We start from the raw sequence: 15948 nt of genomic DNA on the forward strand, positions 1-15948 counted from the left end.
TGTGTCCGACAACCTTCATCATGAGAGGCGTATCGAGGTAGAACCTGTCACTGAGGCTGCTCTTGATATTGAGGTCGCGCAACAGTGTTTTTATGGAATGACCCAAACACTTTCTCATGCACTCCCGGGTTCATGCCGGGAAGCATGCCGGGCTCGATGGTCAGGTAATCCGTCTCGGAACTGATGTGCAGGATTTCCAGCAGCGATCGTGAAAGCGATCCGAATCGCGCAACCAGCGGTTCGGCCCCGGCGATGAGCCGCATGTACCGCTCATCGCCGAGTCGTAAAATAATCTTTGACATGATTGGGGCTTTGGCTGAGTATTAATACATCGCATGCGATCAGATCGAAAGCGATAACAATCGACCACAACCTTTGCCGTTGGAGATTCAGCCATGAACACCGGAAGCCGCTACACAATCTCTCACTTCAGCGATCACGCTTCCCATGGTCACAACGGCAACAACTGGATCACTGCCTCCGCTGATTGATAAAAGGCATTTTTTTTACTTATACGTATCGCATGCGATTTTATCGCGCAAATATGAAGTCCCGAGGAAACATCCATGAGCAAAATCGAAAAAGTACTGGCTACCGGCAAAACCCACACCACCCACAGCGGTGTCGGTGGCCATAACGGCAACCTTGATATCGTATTGTCGTCCCCCGGTTCCGCCCAACCGACCCACCTGTTTACCGCCACCCAGCCGCACCCGAAAGCCGAACAACTGTTCGCCGGTGCGTGGTCGGCCTGCTACACCGCGGCAGTAGGACTAGTGGCCCAGGAGCGAAATATCGTGTTGCCAGCGGATCTGTCCGTCGACATCGAAGTCGACCTGGGCCAGACTGGGACGGCCTATTTCCTTCAGGCCCGACTGACCCTGCGCGTGCCTGGGCTGGCACACGATGTTGCGACCGAACTGGCGCACATCGCCGATTCCATCTGCCCTTACTCCAAAGCAACACGCGGCAATATCGACGTTGCCCTGAACGTTATTACGGCGTGAATCCTGGACGTGTCACTAATATCGCGTGCGATACAAGCGCATGCGAACATCGCAAACTATAAACCTGAAGGAAATCATCATGAGCAATATCGAAAAAGTACTCGCCAGCGGTAAAACCCACACAACCCTGAGCAGTGCAGGCAGCACCTCGCGCGGGCATAACGGCAACGTGGACATCGAACTGTCATCGCCCGGCGGCGGCGCACTGGCACACGCGTTTACGGGCGTTCAGCCGCACCCGAAAGCCGAGCAACTGTTCGCCGGAGCGTGGTCGGCCTGCTACATCGCAGCAGTGGGGCTGGCGGCCCAGCAGATGAAGGTGACATTGCCGGCCGATACGGCCGTCGACATCGAAGTCGACCTGGGTCAGACCGGCGCGGCCTACTTCCTCCAGGCCCGACTGACTCTGCGTGTGCCGGGTCTGGAAGAGGGGGTAGCGACCGAACTGGCGCACAACGCCGATGCAATCTGCCCTTACTCCAAGGCAACACGCGGCAACATTGATGTTGCCATTAACGTCCTTACCGCTTGAAGCACCAAACAGCCGGCTCACCAGGGGCATCCCTGGTGAGCCGGCCAGATAACAACGGCAGAAGGGTTGGCACTTCCGATACCATCGCATGCGATGTATAGTCGAGCCATACAACCCCAAACGTCTTTGGCCACAGAGAATGATCATGAAACCCGCTAAGAAGACTTCCGCCCTCGATCTCAAGCTTTCTGACTTCCTCTGTTTTGCGGTCTATTCCTCCAACCTCGCCTTTGGCAAGGCTTACAAGCCTATGCTCGAACGGCTCGGCCTGACTTACACGCAATACATCACTCTTGTTGCGCTGTGGGAGGAAGACAACCAGACCGTTGGCAGCCTTGGCGAAAAGCTGTTCCTGGAATCCAATACCCTCACGCCAATCCTGAAGAAGTTGGAGGCGATGGGTTATTTGCTGCGCCAGCGCGACCCGGAAGATGAGCGGCAAGTGCGGATCAGACTCACAAAAGAGGGGCGACAACTGCGTGAAGGCCTGACCGAAGATGGCTTTCCGCAAACCGGACTTGATCCCGAAGACTTCGTACAAATGCAGAAGGCTATTGTGAAACTGCGGAACAATCTCATCCGCACGACGAAAGACAGGGAGTAAGTGGCAGGGAGTGCATTGAGCGACCAGCAGGGTCGCTCAAATTCAAGTTGGCGTTAAAAAAGAACGTAGGCAGATGCCGTTGTTTGATTCAGGTCGATATCGCCGACCTCCAGTACTTCATATTCCGCGCGGATGCCAATGTTGCGGAATACATCAAACTCAATGCCCGCACCGTAGGTCAGATCCACGCCAGTGTCATCATCGCTGGCATTGCCATCAGCATCCCAGGCGTGAGCACCGACGCTACCGAAAACTCGCAGCCGGTCTCCCAGCGGAAAACCGATATGGGCGGCGGCCTGAACAGATTTGCCATCGAAATCAAGATCCTTGTCCTCGAATTGGCCTAGATCAACGAAGGCACCTTCAAAGGCCAGATAACCGTTGAGACGATAGCCGGCAAAACCTTTATAGCTGTTGTCTTCATCGCTCAGGTGAGATTTGTCGGTTTCAATGTTGGTTACGCCAGCTCCAAGATACAAACCTTTGTCGTCCGCGAGTGCCTGAAAAGACAGCAACGAAAGCAGAGTAGCGCAGGCAAGGTTGCGAAATAGCATGTGAGGTGGAGTCCTTCTACAGGTTGTCGATTGTGAGATGTTCGCCAAGAATTTGGGTGACTGCGCAGATTGATAGAAGTCATTGATTTATATTTCTGGGTTACTTCAATCAGTCTGAGGATTGAGGCTCGCAGGGCATTGAAAGAAACGTCTTGCCAACGCATGTGCGGGGAGTTCTTTAGAAAATAACCAGCCTTGAGCCAACAACATGCCTTCTGAAGCGAGGTGCGGTAGTTGTTGTTGAGTTTCGACACCCTCGGCGACGACCTCGAGCTTTAGCGCCTTGGCAATGTGGGTGATGTGTCGCCACAAGGCGTCCTTGGCGGCGATTTTGTCCTGCGTGATGAATGAACGATCTATCTTCAGCATGTCGACAGGCACTGACTCGATGAACGAGAGGCTGGAATAGCCGGTGCCAAAGTCATCAATGGCAATCCGATGCCCGCACGCCCGAAGTCGGTGCAATTGAATGGATGCACTTTCATGGTCTAACAAGGCTCTTTCCGTGACTTCAAAGACGATGGCAGACACCGGTAGGTTGTACGTAGCCATGATGCTGGCCACAAAGTCTGGAAAGGTTTGATCGAGAATGTCTTGAGCGGAAAGATTCACCGCAATGTAGAAATCCTTGCATGCCCAAAAATAGGTGCTGTAATCCTCCGCGACCTGGCGCATGACCGAGCGCGTAAGCTCGCAAATCAAATCGGACTTCTCTGCCGCCGCGATGAATACATCCGCCGGAATCACGGCTCCTTTGAGGCTCCAGCGAGACAGCGCCTCGGCGCCGACCAGATGTCCTGTCCTCAAATTAACAATAGGCTGGTAGTGAACGTTCAGTTTGTTCGCTCTTGTGGCCTTGCGTAACTGAACGACGGTGGAGGTGTAATAGCTGTGAATCCGCCATGCGATGTAGACCAACGCTTCCAGCATGAACGCCAGAACAACGAACAACTTCCATCTGAGCGCTGTCAGGTCACTCAGCGCAACTGAGAGGACTGAGATCAGTTCGTTACGGTTGTTGGGAAAGGCGACATAGGCTTTGTCTGTCGTGGTGACAAGTTCTTCAAGGGGAAACGGCTCTTGCAACTTCAGGGGCTGGCGGTTCATAGAGGTAATGGACGCCATACCGCCTGGACCGCGCAGGTCCAATTGCACCTCTTCCGGAAGGTTCATATTGTCCAGAAGTATTTCCTTGTTGACCCAAACGTATGCTGATTGCTGCGAAATAATGATGAAGTCTGTATCCGCTGAGGTGGCCTGGTCGGAACTGATCTCATAGGTTCGCCCTTTAACCAGGATCCGGTTGCTTTCGTTTCCCGCTGACACCGATGTGATTTTTTGCCCGTAGGATGAGCAGATCCTGCCATTCTCAAGTTGGACTGCCGCTTGATAAATAAATCGAAAGTTCTTCACCGTGTCCGCTATTTGTGAGTACTGCTCACTGGAGCATTCCTGGCTTGAACGATCAAAACGGCCGAGGGCTTCCAGTGCTTTATCGATTTGCGTGTTGGGTTCGACTTGAGCGGCACTGAAATCGTCGTGAACGTTATTCAAGCGCTGCTCAAAAGTATTCTCTGCAAGCTGCCCGGAACAAAACCATGCGATTGAACCCGCTGCAGCCATTGCGCATAAAGCTAAGGTGTATTTTCTAAACGAGGCTTTATACGCTGCGATCATAAAAACTCCGGAAAACATTATTTGACTTGGCGAGACCTGGCTTGGGAAGTAACAGCGGGGGAGATTAACCGTCAATCAACCAGGCTAACGCGACACCACACAAGTAGGCAGCAAGACAAAAGATGATTTTCTGTTTGAGCGGCAGTGAGTTTAATCGATAGCGCATACTTATCCCCTTGAGTTAGAAATAAGAAATAGTGGCAATTAAGAGGGATGAATGAAAATTATTGATCGTTATTTTTGATGTTTCTGCTGCTCAAAGGTGCGTCAGCTGCAGGGCATGAAAAGTCCTGCAGCGATCCGCATGAGTCAGATTTTTCTCGATCAAGAGTTGTGCAGCCGTGGCTTTAAATATTCAGCGGCTGGAGGATGCCAGTTTTGCAGAGCTGCGCCTGGCCGTTACTGAAGGGGTTTCACCGTAAGCGTCATGATACGCCTTGGAAAAACGGCTTAAATGGTGGAAGTTCCAATACATTGCGGTTTCGGTAACCGTTGGCCAGGTTTTACGGATCAAGTCTCGGCGGACATTGGCGAGTCTTAAATTTCTTACGTAGGCGATCGGCGAAATACCGAATGTTTCGACGAAGCCATGATGCAAAGTGCGAGTTGTCGTTTCAAGCTGTTTTACCAGCGCCTTCATGCTAAGCGCCTTTTTCGTGTTTTTGTGAATGTATTCTATTGCTTTTATTGCGACCGTTCTTCTCGTCGGAACTTTAAGCGCCAAGGTACCAACAGGTGTCAGCGCCTGAAGTAGCGAAATCAATAGCGCACTTTCAATGGCTGAAATTTCTGAGCAGCCACGTTGTTTTAAAGGCGGGTCATTGACGTTCACGCAGTAGGCGTTGATGGCCTGAATGGCAGATTGCATTAATTTGAAATTGGCAGCCTGAAAGCGGTGTTCCTTTCGATAGGCAAGAACGTCGATAGTTGAGTGATTTTCGAGGCACTGCTCGTAATGTTCCAACGTCGTGGTCAGGGTAAAAAGAGTTTCATTCGGTTCGCAGGTGTAATGCACGGGTTCACCGCTATACAGCACGATGATTTCGTTAGGGCGCAATTCATGATTGTTTACAGTTGGCCGACCTACAGAAGCCTGTGAAATGGCAAAGGTTACAAAGCCATCAGGAACAGAGCTAATGAGCGTGATCGCTGAATCAAATTCCAGTCTGCTGCATTGGAGTCTCGGGCTATGAATGAGCTTATGCTGCCGAATGCTTGCTTGATGCTCTGATGGGGTGAGGCTCATCTCCCAGCGACCAATCGTTCTATTGGAGTTGTCCGCAGGAGTAGAGGTTATATGAAAGACTTCATCAGGGATGCTCATGGAATTTAACGCTCTTCAACTAAATGGATTGTGCCAGGCAATGGCTGTCAGGGGCGGCGGTGTCAGTAGCTAAAGAAACCCGATCGAGAGAGTTTGACGAGTGATCCATTTGACCGCTCCTTGACAGCGACGCCCGGAAAACCAGACGCTGAGATTTAACAATCTTGTTACTCCCAAATCCTCTCATTCGGGGTATGGGCTATGAGGCAACGACACTTGAATCGATTTCGATGTCGTTATCATTTGTTTTAGGCATCGATGTCAATGACTCGGGTATGAGCTCCAGTGCAGCTGAAAATACGTACGCATCGCTTATTGGTAAATCCAGCAGGCTTTGAAGTTTGCCCGGCGCTATTTTCGAACCAAAGATGGCCGTTTTTTCACTTGTTGGGCCGAGGGCAGCTGCATCAAAGGCAAAAAAATCATCAGCACGATAGTCTGTGCAAATCTTGTAACGAGATTTTTCATCATTCAGCATTTTTTGATTGCTTTCGATGCGTGTCTGGTCGGCGCTGCAAGGTTCCTCGTCATAGGCCATGGCCTTGAGAGAAAGCAGTACACCGAACGATGCGGTTGCGAAGTTTTTTAGCTGCATTGACGTGCTTTCCTTATTAATGATTTTTCAGGCAGAGCAGAGTGTCAGCCGCATCACCGCCACGGCTTGGCCTGTGGATAGTCGTGCTCCCAGGCGACTTATCAAAGTCAAAAACTCATATTTGGGATGCTCAAGTAGCCGCTCTATTCGCAGATGACGGCCCGAGCACTTATCAAAGCGGGGTGAGCGAAAACGCTTGTCGCTCATTGGTAAAGTTTTGTGTGGGAGGAGGGAGTGGATTATCAGCTTCTCCCTCGTCGCCATGGAATTCATTCTCGGCGTGGATTTTCAAGTGCGACAGTTTCAGCTTCTCGTTCGGACTGACTTCTATTTCATAGAATTCAATTTCCGTGCTGCCGGTAGAGTACTCATCGTGAGCCAGCGAATGCAGGGGTATTGCAGCCAGAGACAGAGCTGCCAGGATCTTGGTTATCATCGAATTGACGGCTCGCAAAAAGTGTATGTTTTCCCCTGGTATCTCAGGGAAAGGTGTTTTAAACGAAACATAACTTGACCGAATGTCATGAGGCTTATTTGGAGAAGTGCAGAGCCGGCTATCTGCTGAGTGGCAGAAGGCACGGCGCTTGGAATTTTAGAGGGGCGACTTTGACGGGGGAGGGCGTTTGATTCAAATTAGTAATTATTATTTTTTGTTTGAATCAACTTCATTGGACTCAGGTGTATCAATGTCTGTGTCAGGTCAAATTAACGTGAAGGCCTTTCTGGAGATGGATTAGTGGTTCATGCAACGCAAGCGACCAAGTTCATGCACATAGAAACAGACGGCGTTTTTTTCGGTGGTAGGGATAAGCTCGTAATTTAAAACGGCCCCTTCCTGTAAAACATATTGGCGTCTGAAAAAAAGATCCGGCGTCTTCTCAATGGCGAACAGTTCGTTGTCCTGGCTAAGTTTGACGCTGCTGATTCTTATCTGAACGTGATGATTGCTTTCCCGGATGACATCCGCGGAGATAGTTGCATTACGAATTTTTCCGTTCAGGCTTTCCAGAGTGGTTTGTGTCAGCCGACCGTGGCCAATGGTTAGGTATTCTTCAGTGTTGAGTTGGTTGGAATCTTCAAGCCATTGACGGGTAATGGTTTGATAACTGATATTTTCCATGTAGTAGGACGGCGAATAGTTCAACGAAAAAATACAGGCGGCGTTGATGATGCCAAGCACTATCCAGTGTGAAATTGCAGGTATTTTTGGCTTCATAGGGTTGCCTCCAAACATTGCTGGATAATCAATGCGAGGTCTTTTTGGTTGCTGTTCAATTGTAAGTTTGCAGTGCTTAGGTCCGGGCGAACACATGAAACGGAATAGTTTGATTTAAACAAATTCAACCAGACCTGCCCTTTCAAATCAGGTGAAAACTGTTGTACCTGCTTAGCTGACAGATCCCTCAGTGTTTCAGCTTCCGCGACACTGTGGCCAACGGCATGGATGACTAATTCGTTCTGTTTAACGCTTGAGATTTCTATTTTGGGTGTGTCGAATCCAGAGTGGAAACCGGTGAAGGCGCATACCCCCAAGGTCAATACATAGCCGACTGACTGGATTTTTGTAATGTAAGTTGATTTTTTAGTTTCCGCTGGGCGCACCAGAATTTCATCGGTTTTTGTTGGCGCAGGCTCTTCAATGGCAGGCGCAACGGGTTGCCCGGCTTCTTCTGCGGGCGTCGGCAAGTCTGCCTGTGCATCGACGACATAGTGACGGTTGAAGCAATATCCTCTTCGAGGAACCGTCATCAAAATCTCATGGTCCCGACTGTCGTTGAGAATGTTTCTAAGGGAGAAAACAGCCTGATTCAAACTGCCCGATGCAACGACGCGGTCATTCCAGGTGTAGTCGATGATCTCTTCACGGCTTTTGGTCTGACCGGGTTCCTTGAGCAGCAGGTCCAGTAGACGGGATTCAGCTCTACCTATCGTGGAGTTTTGTACATCTCCATAGGGTGTCGTGATGGAAAGCAAGGCGGTGTCTGGGTCGAAAGAGCCATGGCACCATTTTTCAACTTGAAGGCGTAGTGCATGGGGGTCCTCCGTTCAGGTGGTTCTGGCTGAGTATAGAGACGGTTTTGATAGGCTGGATTTGACGCGTTACAGTCTTGCCGGAGAGATGAAAGGCTATGAGCGGGCAAGCGCAGAAGGTGCAGAGTGAGCCACTAGACAGTGCTGGAAAAGCCCATCAAAAATATCACTGGAATCAAGCAAGGGTAATCCACGGGGTTTCAATCGGGGGCAATGATGATGCTGGGTACGCGTCATTCGCGCTATCCGAAAAGTGCGAGGCCGGGGGCGGGACGGCCTACAATTTTAACCTAATGTTACACTTCGGCTGAACTGATTCCCATTTGCGCGACAGGCTTTGATTGTCACTTTACGCGCTTGATTGCGCTTGTAAATTATCAATGACAACGGATTGGCGCGCCTCAAATGGCTAACAATCATTTTTGATACTTATTAACTTTGCATCAGGTTCACGGCAGTTTTAAATGGTTTTTGAGGAGCGTGGACGCAAACTGCTTTCGTGGTTTGTTTGTCGTGGCGCAAACGATCCTCACCTCTCGTTTCATATCCCTTTGCCCCACGTCCCTTCATTGCGGACGTGGGGTTTTTTTATGTCTTGTTGCGCCGCGTATAGAGCCCCATGAGGGTGACGGAGCCTGAACCAGCGCCCCCAGGCCCGGGAGGTTGAAGACACGCCTCCAGGCCATTGGAGGCGGATAGTTGAGTGAGTGCAGGTGAGGGCAGGGCAGGTGTAGGGAAGGGAGAAAACGATTTCAGAGGGAGGGGGAAACGTGGGGGGCGCTCATGACCGGGTAATTACATCGACTCATCTGTGACGCTGTAGCGTTAACCTGCCACTTTGCGTGTGCACCCAGGACACCAAGGTGTCTTTCAGGACTACAGGCATTCCAGTGCGGCGCGCTCGAAGCTGGAGGGCATGAAGGTTGAGACGAGCAGTTGACGCTCGTACAGATAAACCTTGCCACCCTTTTGTGTCTTGTAAGTCTCAAGCACTTTGTCTACGGCTACTTTACTCGACACCACGACCCTGGAACTGTGCTCGCTGTGGGACACGGCAGGATTGAGTTCATGGTTCTCCAGCTTCGGGACGACGCAATCGACATATTGTTCGGGCGACTTGTCTGTTAGCAACGTTGAGGTCGGGTCATTCGGAGCGCTAGTACAACCGCCCAATAGCAGGGCGCTAAAGGTCATTACTGGGATAAATAAAAGACGCATCGACAGGGTCCTCAAGTTCAAGGCAAAACGTTGTAGCCACGCTGTTGCAGGCAACTGCTGTACACGGAGTTGTTGGCGGCGATGCTTTGCTCGGTGGTTCCAGCGTTCTGTCTGCGTTCCTGACGTTGTCTTGATCCCCCGATCACCACGCCGGCAGCTGCGGCGCTTCCGGCACGGTTCTGGCGATAGTCTTGCTTGGTATCGTCGTCGATCTGGTCGTAGACATTGTCATGTTGGTTGCCCCGAACCTGCGCTGCGGTGGCTCCGGCGACAGCGGCGGTGGCAGCGCCTTTTACCCGGCCACCGGATGGCACTGTGTTTTGTATCGGGAATTGAGCATTGGCCTGTGATTGGCAGGCGCTGGTGTCTTGCTGGATTGTCTGGGACGTCTGGCTTTTTGAGTGGCACCACCGTCACCGCCGATGCAGCAGAACTGGCGAGCAGTACAAAGGCCGATAAGGTTGAGGTCAGTATTTTCATCAAGTCGGACTCTCGTTAGTCGTCGTTACATGGCCTGACGGTTTGATCAGGCCAGACGCAAAAAACCCCATGCATGTCTGCTCGCAATGCAATTCATGACAATGAATGGCCGCGATTCAGCGTGTGCGATGGAGTATCCCGCGGTTGTTACTGCTTGGAAAGCAGTGCCTGCATGTCGCTCGTCATGTCTTTGAGCGCGGCTTTGAAGTCCTTGGAGGCAATGGGTTGGCTCTCATTATCCAAGGTCTCGCCGAACACTTTGCGTACCACCTTGGCGACCGGCAAACCGGTTTTGGCATCGATCAGGTCGGCTTCGATAAACAGCTCGGCAGTCTGGTCGCGATGCCCGGTGGCGGCTTGTGTTGCCCCGACGATTGCCGAGATCGGTACCGCCTCATACCAATGCATGCCCTCGTTCTTGGCGCCGACCTCGGTGATCGCCGCCTGTAAGATCAAAGTTCGTGAACCGGCCGGTGCTTGTCGTGCATCCGAAACAATCGTGTAGGAGGGCGCGAAGGCGTTCCGGACGCTGTTGCTGGCCATAGTCTGTACGTCTTGCAGGGTTTGCAGATTGATGCGATCGGTCGGTTTCGGTGCCGGGTACAGCTCTACCTGCTTGAACACGACAGTGGAATAGGCGTGAGGATCAAACCCAGGCTTTATCCAGCGCAGCACTTTCTTTTCGCTCGGTGTCGTTTGCTCTTCCAGACCCTGATAATTGGCCAGGAAGCCCGAAAATTGTTCTTGCTCTGCGACCTTCGAGACACAGCCGACCTGAAACACGCAACTCAGGGCAATACCCGCAATCCATTTGTTCGACATGGTCATGTATTTTTTTCTCATGTGATGAAAGTTTTCATTCAGGTTCCAACCTGGCCCCCCGATACCGACCTGAGCGAAACAAAGCTGATGCTTGCACGTCGGTCAATGCGGGGCGGATGCTGCCTGCAGCCGCTGGATAATCCGAATCAATAACCCTTAAAAACTATTAAGTTTCACCGAGAAAGCGTGACCGACCTCATGCCATGGGGCTGCGCGAGCCGTGAAGCCCCGCGCCATCAAAATATCGCTGCCGCTAATGAATGTGCCTTCGGAGCCCATAAGCCGCGTGTCTTCGCCACGTGGGCCGCTCAATTTCTCCCGCGCCTGATGGGTGAAAAGGGTGCCCGGACTGATGGTGTTCACCCATTACTGCTCGCGTCGATTATCAAGTGCGTTTTTTTGATGTAAAAAGTATGACTGTTTAGTTGAAAGTGGCTCTAGATGAGAGTCGCTCTCTCTTGCGGGTGTTGTGGTGGAGTAGCAACTAATGGATCCAATGAGACAATATTATAAGTTCATGTAAACAAGCAGCCCAGTTGCCATACGGGCTGACGGGAAAGTTGATCCAATAATGTCGATGTCTGCGTTTCCGTTTTCCACACCGTTTGTCGGGCTTTTGCCTAAAAAATGAACATTGTCGCGTCTTTGGCCTCTGATTCTTCAGCACGTCAGCCATGACCTGCCCGTGTAGCCGCAAAAAAGAAGTGGAAATTGAACCTCATATGCATTGAATGCAGATGAGGATTTTTTTATCCGAAAATCAGGAGGCAGCACACAAATCGATCGTTGATTTGCCAGGCAAATCAATGAGGTTAACATTGCCAAGTTTATGATTTGGCTTGTCTTGTATCAGTAAGGTTGTGCAGGGTTATTAATAAATGATAACCCGCGGATAGTTGATCTTTACTGCTGAATAAGTTGGAGAGAATACCGTGGCGATAAATACAATCATGAGCCTGCTCGAAAATAAAGAATTTATGGAGCTGTTGCGTCTAGGTGTTGTTTACGTCCATTTGGTGGCCTGTTGTGTCGCTATTGGTTTGGTGTTGACCAGTGATATTGCGATGGTGAAAGACCTGTTAAAACGAAAGGCATTCAGCGAGCATGATAATGCTCACATGGAAAGTCTTCAGAAGTCTGTCGTCGTCGCATTGATATTTTTGTGGGTAACCGGTGCCGCTATCGTCGGTATTGACTACCTGGAAAAAGGTGCCAATTACTTCATGAATCCAAAGCTGCAGGCCAAAGTGATTATCGTCACACTGCTGACTTACAACGGCGTCTTGTTGCATCGCCTGGTGCTGCCAGCGCTGCAAAAGGCCGGTTCCTTGCTCCATCTCGGATTCAGCGCACGCATGATGGCGCTGTTCTGCGGCTCGCTGTCAGCCGTGTCCTGGATGTATGCCGCCATGTTGGGCGTCGATCGCCCATTGGCCTGGAAATATTCGCTTTCCGAACTGTTGATGGCCTATCCGGTACTGATTGCACTCGGCTTCCTGGCAATGCTGGTGTTGACTCAGCGAGCAAGACAACAGGACTACGCCGTTGCGCCTCTGCGGACAGTAGCAAACGCATGCTAAGTCGGTTCTGCGCGTAAGTCTTGCGCACGAGCCCCGTCCGAAAGCCACTGAACCTCCGGGTGCAAGTCTGAATCAGGCCTGCACCCGGAGGTTCGTCGTTTGAGCTCCGAAAACCTGAACGCCGGACCCACCTCAGTGGTCGGGCAAAACGTTCAGCAGTCCCCCTCAATGGCACGCCGTTGCGTCATCACCGATTCTCGGGTTTCTTGATTGGTGTCAACCGCGTGTATTCGCCTGCTCTGTATTCTGCTCATAAGCCGATATCCAAGGGACCGGACGGCTTCCCGAATCCGTCCGGCACCTCTGGGGCCCAGTACAAGGCTAACGCTCATGAATGAAGGAATGCTGACCCATCTCGACTCGCAGGGGCACGCGAGGATGGTTGATGTCACCGGCCGATAAAAGCGTGGGCCCCCCCCCCCCCCCCCCCCCCCCCCCCCCCCCCCCCCCCCCCCCCCCCCCCGACCTGCCGAGAGGCGGTGGCCGAAGCCTGGGTACGGATGCAAACCGAAACACGGCAGTTGATTGTCCGGGGTGGTCACCCTAAAGGCGATGTCTTCGCGGTCGCACGCATTGCCGGTATTCAAGCGTCCAAGCGCACGAGCGAGTTGATCCCGCTGTGCCATCCACTGTTCTTGAGTAGCGTCACCGTCGAACTGAGTGTTCGAGGCGAACATCGTGTGCGCATTGTTTCGCGGTGCAAAGTGGCCGGGCAAACAGGGGTCGGATGGAAGCATTGACGGCGGTCAGTGTGGCGGCCCTGACACTGTATGACATGTGCAAGCGGTGGACCGGGGCATGACGATCGAATCTGTGCGCTTGCTGGAGAAGCAGGGCGGAAAGAGCGGTCGGTATCAGGCGCCGGACCAATGAAACTGACTATTTTGTATTTTTCGCGTTATCGCGAAACGCTGGGCGTCGATGGCGAAACCATTGAAGGTGCATTCGCGTCGTTTAACCAGCTGCGTGAACATTTGGCTCATCGTGGCGGAGTCTGGCAAGTCCTGGCCGAACACAATCTCATGTGCGCTCGCAACCAGGACATGTGTGGGCTTGACGAGCCGTTGAGCGACGGTGATGAAGTGGCTTTTTTCCCCACCGTGACAGGGGTGAGGCGGTGATTCGAGTTCAGACCGCGGGCTTCGACCCCGGTGCCGAAATCAACGCGCTGCAGGCGTCGAGTATGAGTGTGGGCGCCGTGGTGAGCTTTGTCGGCTATGTGCGGGACTTAAATGCCGGGAACGAAGTCGATGGAATGTTTCTTGAGCATTACCCCGGCATGACCGAAAAAGCGCTTGGCAAGATTGCCGATGAAGCCCGGCAGCGTTGGTCGCTGCTTGGACTGGTGCTCATTCATCGGGTGGGCGAACTGCTACCGGGCGAGCCGATCGTCTTTGTCGGTGTCAGCAGTGCTCATCGGCAGGCGGCCTTCGATGCCTGTGCGTTCGTGATGGATTACTTGAAAACCCGCGCACCGTTCTGGAAAAAGAACAGGTGGCCGATCGTTCGCAGTGGGTCGAGGCCCGTGACAGTGATCGCGAGGCGGCACAACGATGGGATCGCGGCATTCCTGACTGAATCATATCCAGCTGAAAAAGAGCGAGAATCCTATGCTCTACCTGCCATTTTTAATCTTGCATCTATTCGCTGCGCTGATCTTTATCGGCACGGTGTTCTTCGAAGTCCTGTTTTTAGAAAGTATCCGCAAACACTTGCCCGCCAGGGTCATGCTGCTGGTCGAGCAGGGTATTGGCCGCCGGGCCCGGACCCTGATGCCCTGGGTTCTGCTGGTGTTGTTCGGTGCGGGACTGGGCATGGTGTGGCTGCGCTATCTGCCGGTCCTGGCCGCACCCTTGGCCTCTGCATTCGGCACATTGCTGATGCTGAAAATAGTGCTCGCCGTCAGTGTATTGCTGCATTTTCTGGTGGCCATGTTCTTGTTTCACAGCGACCGCATGAAGGCTCGATACGTGCAATTGATCCATGGCAGCCTGTTCTGCCATATGGTCGCCATTGTCTTGCTGGCCAAGGCAATGTTTTACGTGGCGTGGTGACCGGTGTTGTCCGGCGGGCGGTTTGAACGCTTCGATCGGGCTTGATGCAAATCAAGGTGCGTCGATCGTCAAACTCCGACACTAGCGGTTCGCAGCCAGCCACGGAGAACCGGCATGCTCGACTTATTTCACACCCCCGGCGAGTTGAATGTTCGCAGCGACCAAGGCGTTCTCGACCCCGGTTACCCCACCGACACGCAAAAATTTCATGACGGCATCGGTTCACTGGATTTGCTGCGAGCCTTGCGCGGCAGTCGTCAGAAGCAGCGCCCCCTGGCCTTGAGTGTCTGGCTGCCTTGCACCCTCAGGCCATCGTCCTGTGTGCACGATGCTACCTGTGAACGCGGTATCGAGCAGTACCTCAAGCGTCTGGAGCATGAGATTGACCTGGTGGGTTGCCATTTGGGGGCTGGGCAGCGGGTCGAGCGGTTTCACCTGGGGGCGGAACACCTGCGACGTCCCATGTCGTGCGCTTGATGAGCCATCTAAGTGGTCGGTTCAATTTTCTCAGGCAAGAGAGTGGCGACTACAGCGTCGACGTTGATCTGCACCATACTGATTGGGCGACCATGGGGGTGTTGCGCGACCAGGGGTTCAGCCATGTCAGCATCGGTGTTCCGGATATCGGTGCCGACAGTGAGCTGTCGGTGGACTGTTACCAGAACCCGGCCCCCATCCATTCATTGATCGACGCTGCGCGCACCTTCGGCTTTCGCTCCATCAATGTTGACCTGGGTTTTGGTCATGCCTGGCAAACGCCAGACAGTTTCGCGCTGAAACTGGCGACGATCATCGAGCTGGAGCCGGACCGGCTCATGGTGTTCGACTACGCCCGGCCACCTCGGCGCTATCGGTCCGGGCGGGGTGATACGACCAGGACCCCGTGCAGCCAGGACGACAAGAGCGCGATGCGGCAGATCTGCTTCGAGCGATTGCTTGGCGCGGGGTATCACTACATCGGCATGGGGCAATTTGTCCGGCCCGATGATGACCTGGCGATTGCCCAGGAGCGAGGCCGGTTACGTCGTACCTGCGAGGGGTTTACCCGTCACGGTTATTGCGACCACGTCGGGTTTGGTCTGGGGGCCATCAGTCAGATCGACGAGGTGTATACGCAAAACACTGATTCAATTGAACAGTATCAGCAACAACTCGACAGTGAGCAATTGCCGACCTGCCGAGGCTGGCGTTTCGAGGCGGGGGACCAGATCAGGCACACGGTCATGGAGCGACTGTCGTGTGATCAGGAACTGGATATTCGTGCCATCGAGAAGCGCTACGGATTGAGTTTCCCCCAGTACTTCTCCTCGGTCTGGCCGTTGCTGGAGCAATTGAATCGTGATGGGTTGATTGAATTGTCAGACCGTTTCATCAGCATTCTTCCCGCCGGCCGGCCGGAAGTGGATGCCATCTGCAGTCTGTTTGAAAAGGATTCGGGCAGTGCAAGGCATTAACCCTTTGCGAGTTGAT

General features: G+C 52.7%; 15 protein-coding genes and 5 pseudogenes. 9 read left to right on the top strand and 11 right to left on the bottom strand.

Annotated features, from left to right (window positions below; translation table 11 throughout):
* Positions 1–47: 47 nt before the first annotated feature.
* Positions 48–302 carry a hypothetical protein gene (locus AB4N76_RS25170; RefSeq protein WP_460163702.1) on the bottom strand — a complete coding sequence of 85 codons (255 nt, stop codon included), beginning with the start codon at positions 300–302 and terminating at the stop codon, positions 48–50.
* A 264-nt stretch (positions 303–566) separates the two neighbouring features.
* Between AB4N76_RS25170 and AB4N76_RS25175 the strand changes: the two genes are divergently transcribed.
* The 3 genes from AB4N76_RS25175 to AB4N76_RS25185 all read left to right on the top strand — a co-directional run bounded on the left by AB4N76_RS25175 (position 567) and on the right by AB4N76_RS25185 (position 2143).
* Positions 567–1007 carry an Ohr family peroxiredoxin gene (locus AB4N76_RS25175; RefSeq protein WP_046028155.1) on the top strand — a complete coding sequence of 147 codons (441 nt, stop codon included), beginning with the start codon at positions 567–569 and terminating at the stop codon, positions 1005–1007.
* A gap of 79 nt (positions 1008–1086) precedes the next feature.
* Positions 1087–1539 (top strand): Ohr family peroxiredoxin, encoded by a 453-nt coding sequence (locus AB4N76_RS25180; RefSeq protein ID WP_460163703.1) that lies wholly within the window; start codon positions 1087–1089, stop codon positions 1537–1539.
* Between the two features lie 145 nt (positions 1540–1684).
* Positions 1685–2143, top strand: a complete 459-nt coding sequence (locus AB4N76_RS25185; RefSeq protein ID WP_046028153.1) for a MarR family winged helix-turn-helix transcriptional regulator — start codon at positions 1685–1687, stop codon at positions 2141–2143.
* 53 nt (positions 2144–2196) lie between these two features.
* On the opposite strand, the gene AB4N76_RS25190 is transcribed toward AB4N76_RS25185, so the two are convergent.
* From AB4N76_RS25190 to AB4N76_RS25235, 10 genes and pseudogenes are all read right to left on the bottom strand, one after another.
* Complete coding sequence (locus AB4N76_RS25190; RefSeq protein ID WP_460163704.1) at positions 2197–2697, bottom strand: outer membrane beta-barrel protein; 501 nt, start codon at positions 2695–2697, stop codon at positions 2197–2199.
* A gap of 105 nt (positions 2698–2802) precedes the next feature.
* Positions 2803–4374: an EAL domain-containing protein gene (locus tag AB4N76_RS25195; RefSeq protein WP_460163705.1), complete on the bottom strand. Its 1572-nt coding sequence runs from the start codon at positions 4372–4374 to the stop codon at positions 2803–2805.
* A gap of 355 nt (positions 4375–4729) precedes the next feature.
* A complete protein-coding gene (locus AB4N76_RS25200; protein WP_460163706.1) occupies positions 4730–5698 on the bottom strand; it encodes a helix-turn-helix domain-containing protein in 969 nt (322 codons plus the stop codon).
* A gap of 199 nt (positions 5699–5897) precedes the next feature.
* Entirely contained in the window at positions 5898–6293 is a 396-nt protein-coding gene (locus AB4N76_RS25205) for a hypothetical protein (RefSeq protein ID WP_077430446.1), read from the bottom strand.
* A gap of 172 nt (positions 6294–6465) precedes the next feature.
* Entirely contained in the window at positions 6466–6729 is a 264-nt protein-coding gene (locus AB4N76_RS25210) for a hypothetical protein (RefSeq protein WP_109787042.1), read from the bottom strand.
* Between the two features lie 297 nt (positions 6730–7026).
* Positions 7027–7509, bottom strand: coding sequence for a hypothetical protein (locus AB4N76_RS25215; protein WP_077430444.1), 483 nt, complete (start codon positions 7507–7509; stop codon positions 7027–7029).
* Positions 7506–8326 (bottom strand): annotated as a pseudogene (locus AB4N76_RS25220) (winged helix-turn-helix domain-containing protein). The gene AB4N76_RS25215 and the pseudogene AB4N76_RS25220 overlap by 4 nt, the downstream one beginning before the upstream one ends.
* A gap of 874 nt (positions 8327–9200) precedes the next feature.
* Entirely contained in the window at positions 9201–9542 is a 342-nt protein-coding gene (locus tag AB4N76_RS25225; RefSeq protein WP_460163707.1) for a hypothetical protein, read from the bottom strand.
* Between the two features lie 17 nt (positions 9543–9559).
* A pseudogene (locus AB4N76_RS25230) lies at positions 9560–10022 on the bottom strand (hypothetical protein).
* Between the two features lie 147 nt (positions 10023–10169).
* Positions 10170–10850 (bottom strand): DUF3313 domain-containing protein, encoded by a 681-nt coding sequence (locus AB4N76_RS25235; protein ID WP_046028131.1) that lies wholly within the window; start codon positions 10848–10850, stop codon positions 10170–10172.
* A gap of 926 nt (positions 10851–11776) precedes the next feature.
* Here AB4N76_RS25235 and AB4N76_RS25240 point away from each other — a divergent pair.
* From AB4N76_RS25240 to AB4N76_RS25265, 6 genes and pseudogenes are all read left to right on the top strand, one after another.
* Entirely contained in the window at positions 11777–12424 is a 648-nt protein-coding gene (locus AB4N76_RS25240) for a hypothetical protein (RefSeq protein ID WP_460163708.1), read from the top strand.
* Positions 12425–12888: 464 nt separating this feature from the next.
* A pseudogene (moaC, locus tag AB4N76_RS25245) lies at positions 12889–13297 on the top strand (cyclic pyranopterin monophosphate synthase MoaC); the annotation flags it as partial.
* Positions 13294–13545, top strand: a complete 252-nt coding sequence (locus tag AB4N76_RS25250; RefSeq protein ID WP_460163709.1) for a MoaD/ThiS family protein — start codon at positions 13294–13296, stop codon at positions 13543–13545. The pseudogene moaC and the gene AB4N76_RS25250, both read left to right, overlap by 4 nt.
* A pseudogene (moaE, locus tag AB4N76_RS25255) lies at positions 13542–14002 on the top strand (molybdopterin synthase catalytic subunit MoaE). Before AB4N76_RS25250 ends, moaE begins: the two are co-directional and overlap by 4 nt.
* 32 nt (positions 14003–14034) lie before the next feature.
* A complete protein-coding gene (locus AB4N76_RS25260; RefSeq protein ID WP_077430438.1) occupies positions 14035–14478 on the top strand; it encodes a CopD family copper resistance protein in 444 nt (147 codons plus the stop codon).
* A gap of 114 nt (positions 14479–14592) precedes the next feature.
* Positions 14593–15932 (top strand): annotated as a pseudogene (locus tag AB4N76_RS25265) (oxygen-independent coproporphyrinogen III oxidase).
* The last annotated feature ends 16 nt before the right edge of the window (positions 15933–15948 follow it).

This window comes from Pseudomonas sp. S2_F03 (assembly GCF_054668335.1).

What these genes read in the sequence shown, in the direction of transcription:
- AB4N76_RS25170 (WP_460163702.1), bottom strand. Translation starts at nt 302, where the DNA reads ATGTCAAAGATTATTTTACGACTCGGCGATGAGCGGTACATGCGGCTC.
- AB4N76_RS25175 (WP_046028155.1), top strand. Translation starts at nt 567, where the DNA reads ATGAGCAAAATCGAAAAAGTACTGGCTACCGGCAAAACCCACACCACC.
- AB4N76_RS25180 (WP_460163703.1), top strand. Translation starts at nt 1,087, where the DNA reads ATGAGCAATATCGAAAAAGTACTCGCCAGCGGTAAAACCCACACAACC.
- AB4N76_RS25185 (WP_046028153.1), top strand. Translation starts at nt 1,685, where the DNA reads ATGAAACCCGCTAAGAAGACTTCCGCCCTCGATCTCAAGCTTTCTGAC.
- AB4N76_RS25190 (WP_460163704.1), bottom strand. Translation starts at nt 2,697, where the DNA reads ATGCTATTTCGCAACCTTGCCTGCGCTACTCTGCTTTCGTTGCTGTCT.
- AB4N76_RS25195 (WP_460163705.1), bottom strand. Translation starts at nt 4,374, where the DNA reads ATGATCGCAGCGTATAAAGCCTCGTTTAGAAAATACACCTTAGCTTTA.
- AB4N76_RS25200 (WP_460163706.1), bottom strand. Translation starts at nt 5,698, where the DNA reads ATGAGCATCCCTGATGAAGTCTTTCATATAACCTCTACTCCTGCGGAC.
- AB4N76_RS25205 (WP_077430446.1), bottom strand. Translation starts at nt 6,293, where the DNA reads ATGCAGCTAAAAAACTTCGCAACCGCATCGTTCGGTGTACTGCTTTCT.
- AB4N76_RS25210 (WP_109787042.1), bottom strand. Translation starts at nt 6,729, where the DNA reads ATGATAACCAAGATCCTGGCAGCTCTGTCTCTGGCTGCAATACCCCTG.
- AB4N76_RS25215 (WP_077430444.1), bottom strand. Translation starts at nt 7,509, where the DNA reads ATGAAGCCAAAAATACCTGCAATTTCACACTGGATAGTGCTTGGCATC.
- AB4N76_RS25225 (WP_460163707.1), bottom strand. Translation starts at nt 9,542, where the DNA reads ATGCGTCTTTTATTTATCCCAGTAATGACCTTTAGCGCCCTGCTATTG.
- AB4N76_RS25235 (WP_046028131.1), bottom strand. Translation starts at nt 10,850, where the DNA reads ATGACCATGTCGAACAAATGGATTGCGGGTATTGCCCTGAGTTGCGTG.
- AB4N76_RS25250 (WP_460163709.1), top strand. Translation starts at nt 13,294, where the DNA reads ATGAAACTGACTATTTTGTATTTTTCGCGTTATCGCGAAACGCTGGGC.
- AB4N76_RS25260 (WP_077430438.1), top strand. Translation starts at nt 14,035, where the DNA reads ATGCTCTACCTGCCATTTTTAATCTTGCATCTATTCGCTGCGCTGATC.